Below are 18,439 nucleotides of genomic sequence, written 5' to 3'. Positions count from 1 at the left end.
ACTATTCGTAACCAAAGTATTTTATTTTATTTTCCTTGTCTCTCCAATTTTTTTCTACTTTAACCCATAGTTGAAGATTTACTTGGCTACCTAAAAGTCTTTCTATATCTATCCTTGCACTTTTTCCTATACCCTTTAACTTTCTACCATTTTTACCTATGATCATACCTTTGTGAGAAGGTTTTTCACAGTAAATAGTAGCGTATACATCTATTATTTCTTTTTCTTCCCTTTTCTTTATACTATCTATTGATACAAATATTCCATGAGGAATTTCTTCATGAAGATAGTATAGGGTTTTTTCCCTTATAAGTTCTGATATAATAAATCTTTCTGGTTGGTCCGTGATCATATCTTCAGGAAAATATTGTGGTCCCTCTGGCAATATTTTTTTAATTGTATTTAAATACTCTTCTATATTAGTTCCATTAATTGCAGATACAGGTATAATGTCATCAAAAATATTAAACTTCTTATACATATTCATTAAATTAGCAATATCTGTTTTTTTCACTTTATCTATTTTATTTATAAGGAGCACTTTAGGTGTATTTATACCTTTCAATTGAGATATTATATATCTATCTAAATCATCTATTGTTTTATTATTGTCAACCATAAATGTAATTAGATCTACTTCTCCTAAAGTACTTTTTGATGTTTTAACCATATGTTCACCAAGCCTATTTTTAGGTTTGTGAATACCAGGTGTATCTAAAAAAACTATTTGATAATCTTTTTCTGTATAAACACATTGTATTTTATTCCTTGTAGTTTGAGGTTTATCTGAAATAATTGAAACTTTTTCTCCTATTATATGGTTTAATATAGTTGACTTTCCTACATTTGGTCTACCAATTATGGTTACAAATCCTGATTTGTACATAAATCTCCTCCTATTTTTTAGCGTTATTTAAATCCTCTGGTCCAAAACTATATGGCAACAACTCTTCTAATGTATACTCCTTATATTCATCTTCAGATTTAGCAATTATAACAATTGCATCTAGGCCAAACTCTCTTATAACTTGTCTACAAACTCCACAGGGATAAGTATATCCTGAATCCCCTACTATTGCTATGGCTTTTATTTTTCTTTTTCCTTCCGATACAGCTTTAAATATGGCTGTACGTTCTGCACAATTTGTTGGACTATAAGAAGCAGATTCTATATTACAACCTGTATAGATAGATCCATCCTCCATTAAAACAGCTGCTCCTACATGAAAATTAGAATAAGGTACATAAGCTTTTTCTTTAGCTTTAAATGCACTTTTTATAAGCTCTCTTTTGTCCAAGGCCATCACTCCTACTCAATTATTATATCTGATTTTTCATCTATTATTTGAATCCACGTAATCCCTTTGTTTAAAAATATCTCTTCCCCTTCTTCGTCATAATACATAGTCTTTCCATCTTTAGAGCCTTTTGTCCAACTAATATCTTTAAATTTTCCATTAGATATGTATATGCCTTTTCCACTATCTACTAAATCGATTTCTAATCTTCCTTCATTATCTATAGGTTTAGTCTTTACTTGTTGAATAATAATATTCTTTGCTACAATTGGAATATTATAATATTCGTCTATATGGGCTTCTCCGTCCTTATACCTTTCATATACCCTATCTACTTCATTATAAATATAAGAAGTAGAATTTTCCCTATTATATTTTATTTCAATTGTAGTTCCATTGTCTCCTTGTATCTCTGTATCTTTTTCATAAAAATTAAATCCTTCATAATCTCCCGTAGAACTATAACCTCTTCCTATTTGAGCATTTCTTATATTTTCCATATTTGTATAAAGGTTGTGAGGACTCTTCTTTCCTACTTTAGTATTCCTAAAAAAAGCATCTTCTGAGTTAGTCAAACCATCTATATCTGCTATTTCTAATTGTTCTATATATTCTTTTGCCTCTTCACTTCCTCCTGCTCTTACATATATAGGATCATATTCAAGTAAAGTTGTTATAAAATAAGGTCTTGCACTCCTTATAGGTCCTAATTCTTCTGGATCATTTATAAGATATATACCCATGTATCTTGTATAAGGATATTCCACAAAAAATTCATATACAATTTCTGCTTGACTAAGTCCTGCTTGCCATCTAGCATTTGGATGGTTGTCAAACATAACTGCCACTGGACGCCTTTCTACTTTAGATATTGAGGCAGAAATACCACTTAGTGGAGATAAAATTTTATTTTCATTCTCCTCTTCTAAAATCTGATCATTCTCCTTATCAGATATATTGTATATCAAAAGAACTGCAACTAAACAAATTAATAGTATAAATACTATTTTTTTCATAAAATCCCCCTACTAACCTATTATTTGGAAAACTAAAATTCCCATTAGTACCCCTAGTATACTTCCCATAAACACTTCAAAAACACTGTGAATCTTCCCTTCTATTCTACTTTCTCCCACCAATATAGCTATAAAATAAGCTAAGGTTGTAATTAAAACATTTTCACCTAAAAAACTAATGCTAGTAGCAAGTAAGAATGCTACTGCTGCATGTCCACTTACAATTCCACCTTTAAATGGAGTACCACTTTGGGCTATGGTTTTTATAACTACAGTTATAATTATAACAAGTAAAAGAGATACAAATGTTAAGTGTACTGGAGAATTTTTTAATTTAAATAGTATCAAATTTGAATGAAGATTTATTCTGTCAAAAAAAAGTAAATATCCAACTACTATAGCATTTATAGCTGAGATTAGAACAGCTCCTGCTGCTACATTTTTTGCTATCTTAGCCAGTGGATGATATTCTTCTGTAATCATGTCAATAGTTTTTTCTATAGAAGTATTGATCATCTCTGATACCATTACAAAGGCAATAGTTAAAAGAAGCATTAAAAATTCTAATCTGCTAAAATCTAAAAATAGGCTTGTGAACAATACTACTGTAGCTATGCTAAAATGTATTCTCAGATTTCTTTGAGTTTTTAATGCATATATTATTCCAGCAACAGCATAGTTAAAACTATCTATTATATTTCTAGATTTCATCTTATCACCTAGTTTATTCTAAATTATTTTTAAATATTCCTAATGATTTCATAACCTGTTTTTCCTTCTTCCTCATGACTTGTTTCTCATCTTCCTTCATATGATCATATCCTAGGAGATGGAACATACTGTGAGCTGTTAAATAAGCTACTTCTCTATTGAAAGAATGACCATATTCTTCTGCTTGAGATAAAGCTTTCTCTAAGGATATTACAATATCTCCTAAAATAGGTATATGGCTTAAGGAAAAATCATCTGTCATTGGAAAAGATAGTACATCTGTAGAGGAATCTACATTTCTATATTCTCTATTTAGTTCCTGTATTTCCTTATTATTTACAAATGAAACACTTATTTCAGTATCGAGACTCTTTTCTTCTAATGCTAAGCATTCTTTCATTACTTTTTCCATTAATTCTATAAGTTCATCATCTATTGTTATTTCATCTTGTCTATTGTCTATATAAACTTCCATTTAATTCTCTCCTTTTACCTCTTTTATATCCAATTTTGGATATTCTATTCTATCATGAAATATTCCTAGAAGTACATTGCTGAAAGTATTGGCTATTATACTCAAATCTTTTAAAGTTAAATTACAATCTTCTAATTGTCCGTCTTCTAATCTGTCTTTTATTATATTTCTTACCATCTCTTCAATTTTCCCTTTATTAGGGTTTTTTATAGATCTGACTGCCGCTTCTGAAGAGTCTGCCAACATTATTATAGCTGCCTCTTTCGTTTGAGGCTTAGGCCCTTTATATCTAAAATCTTCTAATTTAACATTTTCGCCATCTTTACCTTTTGAAGCTTTATAATAGAAAAAGGTCAATACAGTCTCTCCATGATGTTGTACAATAATATCTTTTATCTCTTGTGGTAATTCATATTCTTCTCCCAATGCTAGTCCATCTTTCGTATGATTGGTTATTATCAAAGTGCTTAAAGTAGGATTTAGTTTGTCATGGGGATTATCCATCCCAAACTGGTTTTCTTTGAAAAAATAAGGTCTTTTAAGTTTCCCAATATCGTGATAATAAGCACCTACTCTAGCTATAAGAGAATCAGCACCTATTGCTTCAGCTGCAGCTTCACTTAAATTACCTACCATCACACTATGATAATAAGTTCCTGGAGCCTCCATTAAAAGCCTTCTAAGTAATGGTTGGTTTGGATTTGAAAGTTCTAGAAGTTTTAAAGGGGTTAGTACTTCAAATATATTTTCCCACAGAGGTAATGTTCCAATAGTGAGAATAGCACAAAATATCCCATTTAATAAGCCATGTCCACTTCTCAGTACAATATCTAAAGCATCTGAATTCTTTATAAGTCCAAAAGAAAAAATAGTTATAATATGTGCTACCCCTAAAATTAATCCATTGAAGAATATATTATATCTCTGGGATGAATTCATCACGCTAAAGGCTACCACACTTCCTCCTACTAACATGGTAGCTATTACGCTGTCATCAACTCCTAAAATCATTCCCATTAAAAATGTTAAAATAAAGTTCACTATTAATGCTAATTTAGGATTTACAATAAGGGTTATTAGCATAGAAGATGTTGCAATTGGCATTAAATAGGGTGAAATACCATAGACTACTTTTGATATTATGACTATGGAAATAAAAATAATATCTAGTATTATTATCTTTGATGTATTTAATACTTCCCTATTAAAATTGTAAAGGTACAGACCTATAATAAATTGAATGATTAATATAATAATTAATGTGCCTAAAATTGTACTAATTTCATAGCCATCTTTTTGCTTTAATAGTCCTGATTCTTTTATTAATTCATAGGTATGGGAATTTACCTTTTCACCTTTTCTAACTATTACTTGGTCTTCTTTTATAATTATTGGCTCAATTTTTTCCGATTCTTCTACTTTCCTTCTTTGAGTAGCTTCTACATCTAAAAACTTATTTGGTTTAATAGTTGTATTTATGATTTTTATTCCTAATTCTTCTTGATTTTTATCCATATTTAAAGAATCAAAAATACTTTTAACATTACTTTTTTCATATTCTAACTCTTCTTCTTTAATTCCACTACCCATTATTTGGTCTATTATGTCATGTATAGTGGTTTCTAGATTGTTTAAATCTTTATTTTCAAGTTCTAAAGCTACCCTATAATCTTTTTGTGATAGATTTAGATTTGATTGTTCTTGCAAAGTAGATACTTTTTTATTTATATCCATATTATCTAAGTTTTTTACATCCTTTACTAACCCAAAAAAAGTTCTTATATCATTTTTCATCTGCATCTGTATCGAGGGATTGACCCTATTTATAGGTTCAATCTTTTCCATAGCTTCATTCTGCAATTTTTCTGTAGTCCTTTTGTCTTCTATATCTTTTGTAGCCCTTATTTCATAAGGGGATATATTTCCTATTTTTATGTTGACTTTTTTAGGCTCTATATTGTCTATTATCACTAAAAATAACAATATAGTAAATATACTTTGTAAAACAATTAGACTAATCTTTGTATTCTGAGAAAAGAAGGAAAAAATTTTTCTAGTTTTACTATTCTTCCTTTTCTTTTCTTTTTTCTCTTTTATGTTTTCTTTTAACATGGGATAACCTCCCTGTAGAATGGTTTTTTAAGCCTTTCCTTCGTATTCATCATATGCTTCTATTATTTTTTGAACCAATGGATGCCTTACTACATCTAGTTTAGTAAGGTTAACAAAATCTATTCCATCTACTCCTTCTAGGATTTTTGAAACTGTTTTGAGACCTGAAGACTTCCCTTTTGGCAAGTCTACTTGAGTTATATCCCCAGTAATAATAGCCTTGGAACCAAATCCTAATCTAGTTAAAAACATCTTCATCTGTTCATTTGTAGTGTTTTGAGCTTCATCTAATATAACATAGGATGAATCTAGGGTTCTCCCTCTCATATAAGCTAATGGAGCCACCTCTATAAGCCCTTTTTCTACAAATTTTACATAAGTTTCAAAACCTAATATATCAAATAATGCATCATATATAGGCCTTAGGTAAGGATCTACTTTTTCTTGCAAATCACCAGGCAAAAATCCTAAACTTTCTCCTGCTTCTACTGCTGGTCGAGTTAATATTATTCTCTTAACTTCATTGTTTCTAAAGGCATTTACTGCCATTGCCATAGCAAGATAAGTCTTTCCTGTACCTGCAGGCCCAATTCCAAATACTATATCATTGTTTTTTATTGCATCTACATACCTTTTTTGTCCTAATGTCTTAGGTTTAATAGCTTTTCCTGAAGCTGTTATGCAAATAATATCATCTAATAATTCTTTAACCTTATCTTCTTTTCCCTTATAAATAAGTTGAATTGTGTACATAAGTTCTTGTTTAGTTAGCTTTTTTTGTCTTTTGAGTATATCTGCTAGTTTATAGATAAGTCTTTCTACTAGCTCTACTGCCAACTCTTCCCCTATAACTTTGATTTCTTCTTCCCTAATAAGGATTTCTACATTAAATTCTTTTTCTATAATCTTTATATTCTCATCAAACTGGCCAAATAGTCCTGGTATAATGCTATTGTCTTCTATAGCTATTCCCTTTTCTTGTATATTTTTTCCCAAAACTAATCCTCCTTATTGTATATAATCTGCTTTTTACCAATATCTTCAATTACTTCTATAATTACTTCCGTAATAAGTTTATTTTCCTCTTCTAAATATTTTACATCTTTAGAGATGATCTTTGCATCCTTTGGCAACTTTTTATTTATTTCTTGTATGGCTAATACTTGGGTAGATTTTTTTAAAGAATCTACATTATGCTTAATTTTCTTTTTTTCTACTTCGATATATTTATGTGTTACAACTTTTACTGGAAAATCGTCACCGAATTTTTCTATAAATGGTTCCTCATCTACTTCTTCTATATATTCCTTAAAAGGTATATCTGTCTTTGAGAGCTTGATGACTTTTTTACCAAATTTAATTTCTTTTATAGTATATATATTTCCAGTTTCTTCTTTTATAGTTTTTTCTATAAGTTCTTCTTTTTTATGGGAATATCTAGTTCTTGCTAATGCTTCCCCTTCAGAGTGTACCAATATATTATTCTCTAATAATTCATCTTCTATTACTCCAGTTATTAATATTTGACCTTTTTTTACTACTTCACCTTCACTTACTATTCTTTTACCATTTTTGGCAATAACTTTTTCAATTACGCCCTTCTTTTTTGCTACTATATTGCAAGGAATATCTTTATCTATTTCCTTAGGCGGTAGATCCTGTTCTTTTACTTCTATTAAAAGTTTTGTGCCTTTAAATTCTACACTGGCAAAAGATAATCTTTGAAAATTTCCTAAAATATTAGACTGTAATTTATCTAAGTTAACTTTATGTTTAAATCTTCCTTTACCTACATCCATTTCCTCAAGAAAGTTTATAATTTCTTCATCTTTTATTTTCTCATTTCCTGAAATTTCTATATTCCATATAAAAGAAGTTAAAAAAAATATCAATCCTATAAAGATGATAAAACCAAAACCAAGCATCTTCCTTTTTCTTAACTTTTCTAATAAAAAAGGAAAACCTCTTTTTTCTACTATATATGCTCTACATCCTACTTTTCTGACTATTTTTCTTAAAGATTTAAATCCCTTTATACTTACTTTTGCTTCTATAACTGTATACTCTATTCGCTCTATATCCCAAAGGTATATATCTTTGTTTGTAGCTAAGTTTAAGAATTTTTCCAACGTAAGTCCTTCAACTCTAATAATAACATATCCCCTAAAATAATTCCATATTTTAATGGCTAGCATATATACACCCCTTAATATAAAAATTCAATTCCTTCTATAGTACCATTTATTATTATTTCTTCTGTTATAATGGTCTTTATACACATATCAGCCCCGATTATTTTAAGCACTCCACAGTTTGTATTTATCCGTATAATATTCTTTGTATATTCAATTAGACCTTTGTGATTTGTTACTAGTACTTGCATATTGCCTACAATAGTTATCTTAGGTAAATCCATTACTATATCTTTTGGCAATTCAAATATGTCCGAAACATTTGATTTTATTTGGTCCATCCGTTTTTTCACAAAAAGCCCTCCTTCTCTTATTTAAATTTATGCTTAATAAACTAGCTCTATTACAAATAAAAAGAGTATGCAGCATTTAACTACATACTCTTTTATCTATCTCATTCTATTTTGCATACATTTTGGTTCTGATAATACTTCTTTTAATACTATTCCTTTTAGTATATCTTCTTTTGTTAGTTCATTTAAGCTATAAGAAGATTTTTTAGGCTTATTTGATTCAACTCTCTGTTTAATTCTTTCTTTATATACTGGTATATCTTCTACTTTTGATTTTAATTCTTCATATTCTCTTTCTAGTTTGTTCATATCTATTTCTTTTACTTTCTCAGTATCCGTTTTTACTTCTTCTATATTTTCTTCTTCTATTTCTATATTGTTTACCGAAATAGGCTTGTTAGGCATTCTAATAGGCCTTTCTTTAGGTCTATTGTAGGGAGTATGTCTTCTTTTTTCTTCAGCTGTCTTTTTCTCTTTAACGCTTTTGATAATTGCTGGACCTAATATTACTAAAATTGCAAATAGAATATCCATATTAACACATCCCTATGATTATTCTTTAGGCTTTTCATCTGTTTCGCCTATTTTAGATATAGAACTTCTCATTTCAGTGTCTGCTAAAAGATTTCTCATATTGTAATAATCCATAAATCCTATCTTTCCATCTTTTAATGACTTGGATATTGCTAGTGGTACTTCTGCTTCTGCTTCTACTACCTTTGCTTTCATAGCTTGAACTTCTGCAATCATCTCTTGTTCTTTGGCTACAGCCATAGCCCTTCTTTCTTCTGCTTTTGCTTGGGCAATCCTCTTATCTGCCTCTGCTTGATCTGTTTGAAGTTTAGCTCCTACGTTTCTTCCTACATCTATATCTGCTATATCTATTGAAAGTATTTCAAAGGCAGTTCCTGAATCTAATCCTTTATCCAATACAGTTTTTGATATACTATCAGGATTTTCCAATACATCTTTATGTCTTTCAGAACTTCCTACTGTAGTTACTATACCTTCTCCAACTCTAGCTATTATAGTTTCTTCTCCAGCTCCTCCAACTAGTCTCTCAATATTTGCTCTAACTGTAACCCTTGCCTTAGCTATAACTTCTATTCCATCTTTTGCTACTGCTGAAATTTGTGGAGTCTCTATTACTTTAGGATTTACACTAACTTGGACTGCTTCTAAAACATCCCTACCTGCTAGATCTATAGCAGCTGCCCTTTCAAATTCTAGTGGAATGTCTGCACGCTGAGCTGCTATTAGTGCATCAACTAAAACATTTACATTACCACCAGCTAAGAAATGGGCTTCTAACTCATTTACACCTATTTCTAATCCTGCTTTTGTGGCTTTAATCATAGGACTTACAATTCTTGATGGAACTACTCTTCTAAGCCTCATCCCTATTAAATTACCTATGCCTATCTTTACACCTGAGAAATAAGCTGTTATCCATAATCCTACAGGAACAAAAGTGAAAAACAATATTACTAATAAAATAATTAATATGCTGATACCTATTGTAAAAACTGCACTTCCTGGCATTTTACAACCTCCTTACAAATATTTTTGAACCTTCAACTTTTACTACTTTGACCTTTTTATTTTTTTCTATATAACCACCTTCTGATAGAGCATCTATTCTTTGACCATCAATTTCAATTATTCCACTAGGTCTAAGTTCTGTTGCAGATATTCCTTCTTTTCCTAAATACTCTTCCCTTGGATTTGCACTAGTGTATCCACTTTCATTTTTTTGTTCTGTAGACAATATTATTTTACTAAGAAAAGGGCTTTTATATCCATACTTTATTAAAAATATGGTTATTATAACTGTTATTATAAGGGCTACACTTAAAGATAGTATTGCAGTAGATAACGAAGCCATTGAAAATACAATTCCAATTGAAACCAGTATTATACCGCTTATTCCAGGAAGGCCAAAACCTGGAACCATAACTTCTATTATTAGGAGTATAAGACCTGCAACAAATAGAATTATAGATGTCCATTCAGAATTTCCCACAAGCATATTTCCACCGAAGAATAAGGCGAAGGCAATGATACTTAAAGTACCTCCTACACCAAACCCTGGGGTAAATATTTCAATTATCATTCCTATAAAACCTAATGTAAGCAAAATTGTTGATATATATGGATTTGAAAGAAATTTAGCTATTTTAATTTCTGCTCCTTCTTCTACTTCTACTATATTTGAATACTTTATATTGAAATAATCTAAAATTTCACCATAATCATCAGAAATTAAATCTGATATACCATAAGCTTTTGCTTCACGAGAATTTAGGTTTAATAGTTTGCCTCCCTCTATTATACCCTCTATTTCTATATCTCTATCAGCCATAGCTTGAATTATTTGTGGGTCTCTTCCTCTTATTTCTGCTGCATCTCTTAAGAAGCTTAGCCAAAGAGACATGGTTTTTTCATTATTTGGTATGGTTTCTGCTGAACCTATAGTTGAACTCTTTGCCATTACAACATTCTGGCTAGATATAGTTATTAAAACTCCCGCAGATTCGGCTTTATTGTTTACAAAAGAAATAGTAGGAACCTTAATATCCATAATTAAATTTTTAATCTTCTCTGCTTCATTTATAAGCCCACCATAGGTATCTATTTCAAATATAATTGCTTTTGGATTTTTACTTAATGCATCATCAACAGCATTTTTTAAAAAATGGTAAGTGGCTTTATTGATTTCACCTTTTATGGGGATTACATATACATTTCCTTCATTTTCTGAATAGGAAATAGAATTTATCAGTAAAAATATAACTAAAAAACAGAATAACCATTTTCTATTTTTCATTAAGTCACCTCCATTTTTTTTAGAAAATCAATGGTGTTTATATTATATTATTTATATGTAGAAAATACAATTTTTTATATATAAAAATTTTTATATATAAAAAACCTAGGTATTTAAACCTAGGTTTATTTTAAATATTTTTTGGCTACTTTATTCACAACACTACCATCTGCTCTGCCTTTAATTTTTGGCATAACATTTTTCATTATAATTCCCATATCTTTCATAGACTTAGCATCTACTTCTTCAATAACTGCTTTAACGATTTCTTCAACTTCTTCTTCAGTTAGTTGTTCTGGCAAATATTTAAGTAAGATTTCCATTTCTTTTTCTGTTTGTTCTACTAAATCTTTACGTCCGCCTCTATCAAATTCTTTAATAGCATTCCTTTTTTCTTTTAATTGTTTTGCTATTATATCCATAATATCTTCATCATCAAGCTCTCTTCTTTCATCTACTTCTTTTTGCTTGATGCCGGCTCTAACCATAGTGATAGTGTTTTTTCTTAAAGTATCTTTATTTTTCATGGAAGTTTTCAAATCTTCCATAAGACTCTTTTTAAGAGACATATTTACACCTTCTTAATTAATATCTTCTCTTCTTTTTTCTTCTTGCTGCCTCGGATTTTTTCTTACGTTTTACACTAGGCTTTTCGTAGTGTTCTCTTTTCCTAGCTTCAGATAAAACCCCTGAGCGAGCACATTGTCTTTTAAATCTTTTAAGTGCATTATCTAATGATTCATTTTCTCCTACTTTGACTTCTGACATTTATTTCTCCCTCCCCTCATCTACTGCAAAACTGCTTATCACTACAATATTTGCAGTAAGCGGAATTCGGCACTAGAATATTATACATTATATAAATTTTTTGTGCAACTCAATTTTAGCCTGGTGGCCACATTAACTGTCTTCCACCTAATACATGAAAATGGAGATGTTCTACTGTTTGTCCTCCAAATTCACCACAATTATTTACTATTCTATAGCCTTTATCATCCAATCCTTTTTCCTTTGCTATCTTATTAATAACTAATGTAATATGATTAATTATATCTATGTTTTTTTCATCTATATATTTAATAGAAGGAATATGTTCTTTAGGTATAACTAAAAAATGAACAGGAGATTGTGGGCTTATATCATTGAAAACTAAAACTTTATCATCTTCAAATATTTTATCTGAAGGAATTTCTCCATTGGCTATTTTGCAGAAAATACAATCACTCATCCCAATCACCTCCTAAAAGTTTTTAGCCCTAAGCTTATAATAATTATATTCTACGAAAAAATTAAAATTCCTCTATTTCCCCTATTAAATTTTCTTTATCTATTCCTATTATTTTTACAGGTAGTATTTTTCCTTCTATATTAGATTTTCCTAAAGCTCTTACACGTGTATAATTTGTTGTATATCCTTCCATATATTCAGAATTATCCTTTGATTCTTCTTCAAATAATACAGTCATATTTTTCCCTATAAGTTTTTTGTTAAATTCTTTCATTAATTTTTCCCCGAGCTCTATTAACTTTTCACTTCTTTGACTCTTTATACTTCCATGAACTTGATCTTTAAATTTACTTGCAGGGGTGCCACTTCTAGGAGAGTATTTAAATACATGGATTCTAGAAAAACCTATTTCTTTTACAAAATCATAAGTTTCTTTAAATTCTTCCTCTCCTTCGCCAGGAAATCCTACAATAATATCTGTTGTAATACCTGCATAAGGCATATATTCTCTTATTAAATGGACTGTATTTCTATATTCATCAGTAGTATATTTTCTGTTCATCTTATCTAGAATTTTATCACTTCCACTTTGCAGAGATAGGTGGAAATGATCGCATACTTTTGGCATCTTTATTATAGTTTCCATAAATTTTTTGTCTATTAAAGTAGGTTCTATGGAACTTAGTCGGATTCTTTCAATACCTTCTATTTTATTTATCTCTTTTATAACATCTAATAAGGTATAATCTCCCCTATCTTTCCCATAAGAAGCTACATGTATTCCTGTAAGTATTATTTCTTTAAATCCTGCTTCAGAAAGCCTCTTTCCTTCTTTTATTATATTCTCTAATGGTCTACTTCTTATAGGCCCTCTTGCATAAGGTATTATGCAATAGGAACAATATTGGTTACAACCTTCTTGAATTTTCATATATGCTCTAGTTTTAGATTTTAAATCTTCTATTTTTAATTCTTCGAAATCTTTTAATTCTCTAAAGTCTTTCACTTTATTTATTTTTATGTTATTTTCTCTAGCCTCTTCACATAGTCTAACGATTTTTTCTTTATCACTAGTTCCTATAATTACATCTACGCCTTCTATTTTTTCTATTTCATCAGGAAATACTTGGGCATAACAACCTACTACTGCTATAGTAGAGTCTTTATTTGTTTTTTTAGCCCTTCTTATAAATTGTCTTGACTTCCTATCTCCTAAATTAGTAACTGTACAAGTATTTATTACATAAATATCTGCACTTTCCTTAGGATTTACTACTTTATATCCTTCTTTTTGAAATATTTCTTCCATTGCTTCAGTTTCATACTGGTTGACTTTGCAACCTAGAGTATAAAACGCTACTGTCTTCATCATAACCACTCCTATAAATTAAGGCTTACATATCCCCTAACTCATATAATAAAATGGACAAAGCAACTAGACCTGCTGTTTCTGTTCTAAGTATTCTTGGCCCTAAAGATACTATTTTACTCCCTATATCTTCTAATTCATCTATCTCTTCTTCTTCAAATCCACCTTCTGGTCCAATTATTATATGAACTTTTTTATTTGAAAAATCTTTTAAAACATCTTTCATACTTGTTGTTTTTTCATTTTCATATGGTACCAATATATTTTCTTCGTCTTCAAGTAGTTTTATCATTTCCTTGAAGGAAAGTATAGATTTAACCTTTGGTACATAATCCCTTTTACTTTGTTTTGCAGCTTCCTCAGAGATTTTATTCCATCTATCTATTTTATTTTTCTCTTTTTTCTTATTATCTATTTTTACAACAGTCCTTTTTGTTTTAATTGGATATATTTCTTTAACCCCAATTTCTGTTGCTTTTTGAATAATAAAATCCATTTTACTGCTTTTAGGAAGTCCTTGGTACAAAATTATTGAGATTGGTGGCTCATGATCACCTGACTCTCTATGTAAAATCTTAGCTATAACTTTTTTCTTTTCAATTATGGATATTTCACATATATAAAGAATTCCTTCAGAAGATATTTCTATCTTATCCCCTTCTTTAAGCCTTATTACATCTCTTATATGCTTTACATCTTCGCCTTCAATAGTTATAAGCTCTTCGGATATATTTTCTTTATCTATAAAAAATCTATTCATATTATTCTTCCATCTCCAATTGTGCTACTACACAAGCCCAATCTTTCATTTTAGATACTTCTAAAATGCTAAATCCTTCTTCTTTAAGAGCCTCTTCTACTAAAGGTAGCTTCTCTAATATTATACCTGAAGAAATAAATATTCCACCACTATTTAAGTATCCTTTTATATCTTTAATTAAATCTACTATTATTTCTGCAATAATATTGGATACTATTAGATCTGCCCTTTCATCTACTACATTTAATAGATTTCCTCTTCTTATATCTACTATATCTTGAACATTATTTAAAACTATATTTTCTTTTGATACTTTTACAGGTAATTCATCTAAATCTACTCCTATAACCTTTGATGCCCCTAGTTTTGCCGCTACTATACTTAGTATGCCACTACCACAACCAATATCAAATACTTTATCATCTTTTTTAACATGGTTTTCCAACTGTCTAATACACATAGATGTAGTTTCATGGGTACCTGTACCAAAAGCCATACCAGGATCTAGTTCCACTATAATTTCATCTTCTTTTTTTTCATACTCTTCCCAGGTCGGTTTTATAACTATTCTTTCTCCTATTTTTTTAGGTTTATAGTATTTTTTCCATGCTTCTGCCCAATCCTTTTCATATACTTCTGTTACTGTTACTTCTCCAAGACCTTTGTCTAAATTATATTGAGGTATTTTTTCGATATTTTGTCTGATTAGCTCTATCTTATCTATTAAATCTTCACTTTCTTGAAAATATCCTTTTATAATGACCCCTTCGAAATCTTGTTCTAAAAGTTTTTCATCTATATAGTCCCAAGCCTTTTCATTTTCAGTAAAAGCTAATACATCCTTTGGATCTTCAATAGCCAGTCCTCCAACTCCTGCCTCATATAATATATTGGCTACAGCCTCTTCTGCCTCTGTTGTAGTTTTAATTTGCACTTCAATCCATTTCATTACATTCACATCCTTTAAAAACAAGTTGAATCTTTCATTATTATATCCTATTAGCTAACTAAAAAAAAGCCTTATTATGAATGTTTAAAATTAAAGCAATCACCCATTATTTAGAGTGATTGCTTTTTTAATTAAAAGCATCCTTGAATTTATCAAATAAGCCTTTCTTTTCATCTTTAAGATATTCTCCACTTTCCTTTGCAAATTCCTTTAAAAGTTCCTTCTGTTTTTCATTAAGTTTTTTAGGAACTTTAACTTCTACTTTAAAATAAAAATCCCCTTGTCCATAGCCCCTTACATTTGGAACCCCTTTATTTTTCAACTTAAATTGAGTCCCAGTTTGTGTACCTGCAGGAATATGGTGTTTTACAGTTTCTTTTAATGTAGGAACTTCTATTTCTGCACCTAAAGCTGCTTGAGTAAAAGTAATTGGAATATCACAGTAAATATCGTTTCCTTCTCTTCTAAAGAATTCATGAGGTTTTACCCTTATATAGATATATAAGTCTCCAGGAGGGCCTCCTCTTTCTCCTGCATGACCTTCCCCTTTTAAAGATATAATGGAACCATTATTTACCCCTGCTGGAATCTTCACTTTAATCTTATTGGACTTCCTTACCTTTCCTGTACCATCACAAGTTGTACATTTATCTTTAATTATTTCTCCTGTTCCATTACATGCATCACATGTACCAACTCTTACAAATTGTCCAAAAGGGGTATTTTGAGAATATCTTACTTCTCCTGTTCCATTACATTGAGAACATGTAGATTTGCTACTTCCTGGCTTTACTCCACTACCACTGCAAGTAGAACAATCTTCTACCTTCCTAATTTGTATCTCTTTTTCAACTCCAAAAACAGCTTCCTTAAACTCTAAATTAAGATCATATCTAATATCTGGACCTTTTCTTGGTCCTGGTTTCTTTCTTGAAGAAGTTGAAAAGCCACCACCAAATATATCGAATATATCATCAAATATATCTCCAAAACCGTCAAATCCTCCTGTTTGTCCATCTACACCAGAGTGGCCAAACCTGTCATATCTAGCCCTCTTTTCTTGATCGCTTAATACTTCATAAGCTTCACTTACTTCTTTAAATTTCTGCTCTGCTTCTTCTTTATTACCTTGATTTAAGTCTGGATGATATTTTTTTGCTAATTTTCTATAGGCTTTTTTTATGTCCGCATCTGTAGCATCTTTAGATACATTTAAAACTTCATAATAATCTTTTTTTGCCAATATTTCACCAACTTTCAAACTCTATTAAAAATTCTTCAAAGATATTCTATCAAAAATCAAAGCTAAATGATATCATTTAGCTTTGATTTTTTTAATTTATTTATCATCATCATCTACAACTTCATAGTCTGCATCTACTACATCGTCATCATCATTTGAATCTTGGCTTCCATCAGCACCTTGTTGAGCTTGTTGCTGTTGTGCTGCTTGTTCATACATTTTTTGAGATATAGCATGGAATTCATTTGTAAGTTCCTCAGTTTTCTTCTTAATATCTTCTGTATCATCGCCTTCAAGTGCTTTCTTCAATGCTTCTAATCTATCTTCAACTTTAGCTTTTTCATCTGCAGAAATTTTTCCTTCCATTTCTTTTAATACTTTTTCTGTCTGGAATATCATTGAATCTGCATTGTTTCTAACTTCTACTTTTTCTTTCTTCTTCTTATCTTCTTCTGCGAATTTTTCTGCTTCCTTGACTTTTCTTTCAATATCTTCATCTGATAGGTTAGTTGAAGATGTAATAGTTATTTTTTGTTCTTTTCCTGTTCCTAAGTCTTTAGCAGAAACATTTACTATACCATTGGCATCTATATCAAATGTAACTTCTATTTGTGGTACTCCTCTTGGTGCTGGTGGGATACCTGTAAGTTGGAATCTACCTAATGTTACGTTATCTTGAGCCATTTCTCTTTCACCTTGTAGTACATGTATATCAACAGAAGTTTGATTATCAGCTGCTGTTGTGAATATTTGGCTCTTTTTTGTAGGTATTGTAGTATTTCTTTCAATTAACTTTGTAGTTACTCCTCCTAAAGTTTCAATTCCTAGAGATAATGGTGTTACATCAAGCAATAATAAATCTTTAACTTCTCCACTTAGCACTCCACCTTGAATTGCAGCCCCAATAGCTACAGCTTCATCAGGATTTACACCTTTGTGTGGCTCCTTTCCTATAAGCTTTTTAACTGCTTCTTGAACTGCTGGAATTCTTGTAGAACCTCCTACTAAAATAACCCTATCTATATCTTGTGGTGACAATCCACCATCTTTTAATGCTAATCTAACTGGTTCAAGACTTTTTTCAATTAGATTTGAAGTTAATTCTTCAAATTTAGCTCTAGAAATATCCATATTTAGATGTAATGGTCCGCTTTGTGTTGCTGTAACAAATGGTAAGTTTACATTTGTAGTCATTGTACTTGATAATTCTTTTTTAGCTTTTTCTGCTGCTTCTTTTAATCTTTGAAGAGCCATTTTATCTTCTCTTAAATCTATACCATTTTCTTTTTTAAATTCTTCTGCCATATAATCGATTAATGCTTGGTCAAAATCATCTCCACCTAAATGGTTATTTCCTCTAGTTGATACTACTTCAAATACTCCATCTCCTAATTCTAGTATAGATACGTCAAAAGTTCCTCCACCTAAGTCAAATACCATTATTTTATGTTGAGCTTCTTCTTTATCCATACCATAAGCAAGGGATGCAGCTGTAGGTTCATTTATAATTCTTTTTACATTTAAACCTGCAATTTTTCCTGCATCTTTAGTTGCTTGTCTTTGACTATCTGTAAAGTATGCTGGAACAGTAATAACTGCATCTGTTACTGTTTCTCCTAAGTAATTTTCCGCATCTGATTTTAATTTTTGTAAAATCATTGCTGAAATATCTTGAGGTGTATATGTTTTACCATCAATATCTATTTTATAATCACTACCCATTTCTCTCTTAATAGACATAATAGTCCTCTCTGGGTTAGTTATAGCTTGTCTTTTTGCAGTCTCTCCAACTAATCTTTCACCATCTTTTGTAAATGCTACTATAGATGGAGTCGTTCTATTACCTTCCGCATTAGGAATAACTGTAGCTTCTCCACCTTCCATAACAGAAACACATGAGTTTGTAGTTCCTAAGTCAATTCCTATAATTTTTCCCATATAAATTCCTCCTTAATTTTCAATTTTT

20 protein-coding genes are annotated in these 18,439 nt (G+C 30.3%); all 20 read right to left on the bottom strand.

Annotated elements, in window-relative coordinates:
• Position 1 precedes the first annotated feature (1 nt).
• The 20 genes from era to dnaK all read right to left on the bottom strand — a co-directional run bounded on the left by era (position 2) and on the right by dnaK (position 18,411).
• The gene (gene era, locus FYJ27_RS07980; RefSeq protein WP_154484322.1) at positions 2 to 886 is read right to left on the bottom strand and encodes a GTPase Era; all 885 of its coding nucleotides are present in this window, start codon (positions 884 to 886) and stop codon (positions 2 to 4) included.
• Between the two features lie 10 nt (positions 887 to 896).
• Complete coding sequence (locus FYJ27_RS07975) at positions 897 to 1,298, bottom strand: cytidine deaminase (RefSeq protein ID WP_154484321.1); 402 nt, start codon at positions 1,296 to 1,298, stop codon at positions 897 to 899.
• 11 nt (positions 1,299 to 1,309) lie between these two features.
• Positions 1,310 to 2,314: a DUF3048 domain-containing protein gene (locus FYJ27_RS07970; protein ID WP_154484320.1), complete on the bottom strand. Its 1,005-nt coding sequence runs from the start codon at positions 2,312 to 2,314 to the stop codon at positions 1,310 to 1,312.
• A gap of 12 nt (positions 2,315 to 2,326) precedes the next feature.
• Positions 2,327 to 3,025, bottom strand: a complete 699-nt coding sequence (locus FYJ27_RS07965) for a diacylglycerol kinase (protein WP_154484319.1) — start codon at positions 3,023 to 3,025, stop codon at positions 2,327 to 2,329.
• A gap of 13 nt (positions 3,026 to 3,038) precedes the next feature.
• Positions 3,039 to 3,500 (bottom strand): rRNA maturation RNase YbeY, encoded by a 462-nt coding sequence (ybeY, locus tag FYJ27_RS07960; protein WP_154484318.1) that lies wholly within the window; start codon positions 3,498 to 3,500, stop codon positions 3,039 to 3,041.
• Positions 3,501 to 5,612, bottom strand: a complete 2,112-nt coding sequence (locus FYJ27_RS07955; protein WP_154484317.1) for an HD family phosphohydrolase — start codon at positions 5,610 to 5,612, stop codon at positions 3,501 to 3,503.
• A gap of 27 nt (positions 5,613 to 5,639) precedes the next feature.
• Positions 5,640 to 6,608: a PhoH family protein gene (locus FYJ27_RS07950; protein ID WP_154484316.1), complete on the bottom strand. Its 969-nt coding sequence runs from the start codon at positions 6,606 to 6,608 to the stop codon at positions 5,640 to 5,642.
• A 2-nt stretch (positions 6,609 to 6,610) separates the two neighbouring features.
• Positions 6,611 to 7,807 carry a sporulation protein YqfD gene (yqfD, locus tag FYJ27_RS07945; RefSeq protein WP_154484315.1) on the bottom strand — a complete coding sequence of 399 codons (1,197 nt, stop codon included), beginning with the start codon at positions 7,805 to 7,807 and terminating at the stop codon, positions 6,611 to 6,613.
• Between the two features lie 11 nt (positions 7,808 to 7,818).
• Positions 7,819 to 8,097, bottom strand: a complete 279-nt coding sequence (yqfC, locus tag FYJ27_RS07940) for a sporulation protein YqfC (RefSeq protein ID WP_216384799.1) — start codon at positions 8,095 to 8,097, stop codon at positions 7,819 to 7,821.
• A gap of 96 nt (positions 8,098 to 8,193) precedes the next feature.
• Entirely contained in the window at positions 8,194 to 8,631 is a 438-nt protein-coding gene (locus FYJ27_RS07935) for a hypothetical protein (RefSeq protein WP_154484314.1), read from the bottom strand.
• 18 nt (positions 8,632 to 8,649) lie between these two features.
• On the bottom strand, positions 8,650 to 9,639 hold the full coding sequence (gene floA / locus FYJ27_RS07930) for a flotillin-like protein FloA (protein ID WP_154484313.1): 990 nt from the start codon (positions 9,637 to 9,639) through the stop codon (positions 8,650 to 8,652).
• A gap of 1 nt (position 9,640) precedes the next feature.
• Positions 9,641 to 10,924 carry an NfeD family protein gene (locus FYJ27_RS07925; protein WP_154484312.1) on the bottom strand — a complete coding sequence of 428 codons (1,284 nt, stop codon included), beginning with the start codon at positions 10,922 to 10,924 and terminating at the stop codon, positions 9,641 to 9,643.
• Positions 10,925 to 11,049: 125 nt separating this feature from the next.
• Entirely contained in the window at positions 11,050 to 11,493 is a 444-nt protein-coding gene (locus tag FYJ27_RS07920) for a GatB/YqeY domain-containing protein (RefSeq protein ID WP_154484311.1), read from the bottom strand.
• Positions 11,494 to 11,509: 16 nt separating this feature from the next.
• Positions 11,510 to 11,692, bottom strand: coding sequence for a 30S ribosomal protein S21 (rpsU, locus tag FYJ27_RS07915; RefSeq protein WP_154484310.1), 183 nt, complete (start codon positions 11,690 to 11,692; stop codon positions 11,510 to 11,512).
• Positions 11,693 to 11,807: 115 nt separating this feature from the next.
• Entirely contained in the window at positions 11,808 to 12,152 is a 345-nt protein-coding gene (locus FYJ27_RS07910; RefSeq protein WP_154484309.1) for a histidine triad nucleotide-binding protein, read from the bottom strand.
• A 61-nt stretch (positions 12,153 to 12,213) separates the two neighbouring features.
• Positions 12,214 to 13,524 carry a tRNA (N(6)-L-threonylcarbamoyladenosine(37)-C(2))-methylthiotransferase MtaB gene (gene mtaB / locus FYJ27_RS07905; RefSeq protein WP_226807931.1) on the bottom strand — a complete coding sequence of 437 codons (1,311 nt, stop codon included), beginning with the start codon at positions 13,522 to 13,524 and terminating at the stop codon, positions 12,214 to 12,216.
• A gap of 22 nt (positions 13,525 to 13,546) precedes the next feature.
• The gene (locus tag FYJ27_RS07900; protein ID WP_154484307.1) at positions 13,547 to 14,281 is read right to left on the bottom strand and encodes a 16S rRNA (uracil(1498)-N(3))-methyltransferase; all 735 of its coding nucleotides are present in this window, start codon (positions 14,279 to 14,281) and stop codon (positions 13,547 to 13,549) included.
• A 1-nt stretch (position 14,282) separates the two neighbouring features.
• Entirely contained in the window at positions 14,283 to 15,230 is a 948-nt protein-coding gene (prmA, locus tag FYJ27_RS07895) for a 50S ribosomal protein L11 methyltransferase (RefSeq protein WP_154484306.1), read from the bottom strand.
• A gap of 127 nt (positions 15,231 to 15,357) precedes the next feature.
• Positions 15,358 to 16,473 carry a molecular chaperone DnaJ gene (gene dnaJ, locus FYJ27_RS07890; RefSeq protein ID WP_154484305.1) on the bottom strand — a complete coding sequence of 372 codons (1,116 nt, stop codon included), beginning with the start codon at positions 16,471 to 16,473 and terminating at the stop codon, positions 15,358 to 15,360.
• A 96-nt stretch (positions 16,474 to 16,569) separates the two neighbouring features.
• Complete coding sequence (gene dnaK / locus FYJ27_RS07885; protein ID WP_154484304.1) at positions 16,570 to 18,411, bottom strand: molecular chaperone DnaK; 1,842 nt, start codon at positions 18,409 to 18,411, stop codon at positions 16,570 to 16,572.
• Positions 18,412 to 18,439: the final 28 nt, after the last annotated feature.

Origin of the sequence: Anaerosalibacter bizertensis (genome assembly GCF_009696605.1) — a bacterium.
Lineage (GTDB): Bacteria > Bacillota > Clostridia > Tissierellales > Sporanaerobacteraceae > Anaerosalibacter > Anaerosalibacter bizertensis.
This window is presented reverse-complemented; position numbering and strand designations above follow the sequence as displayed.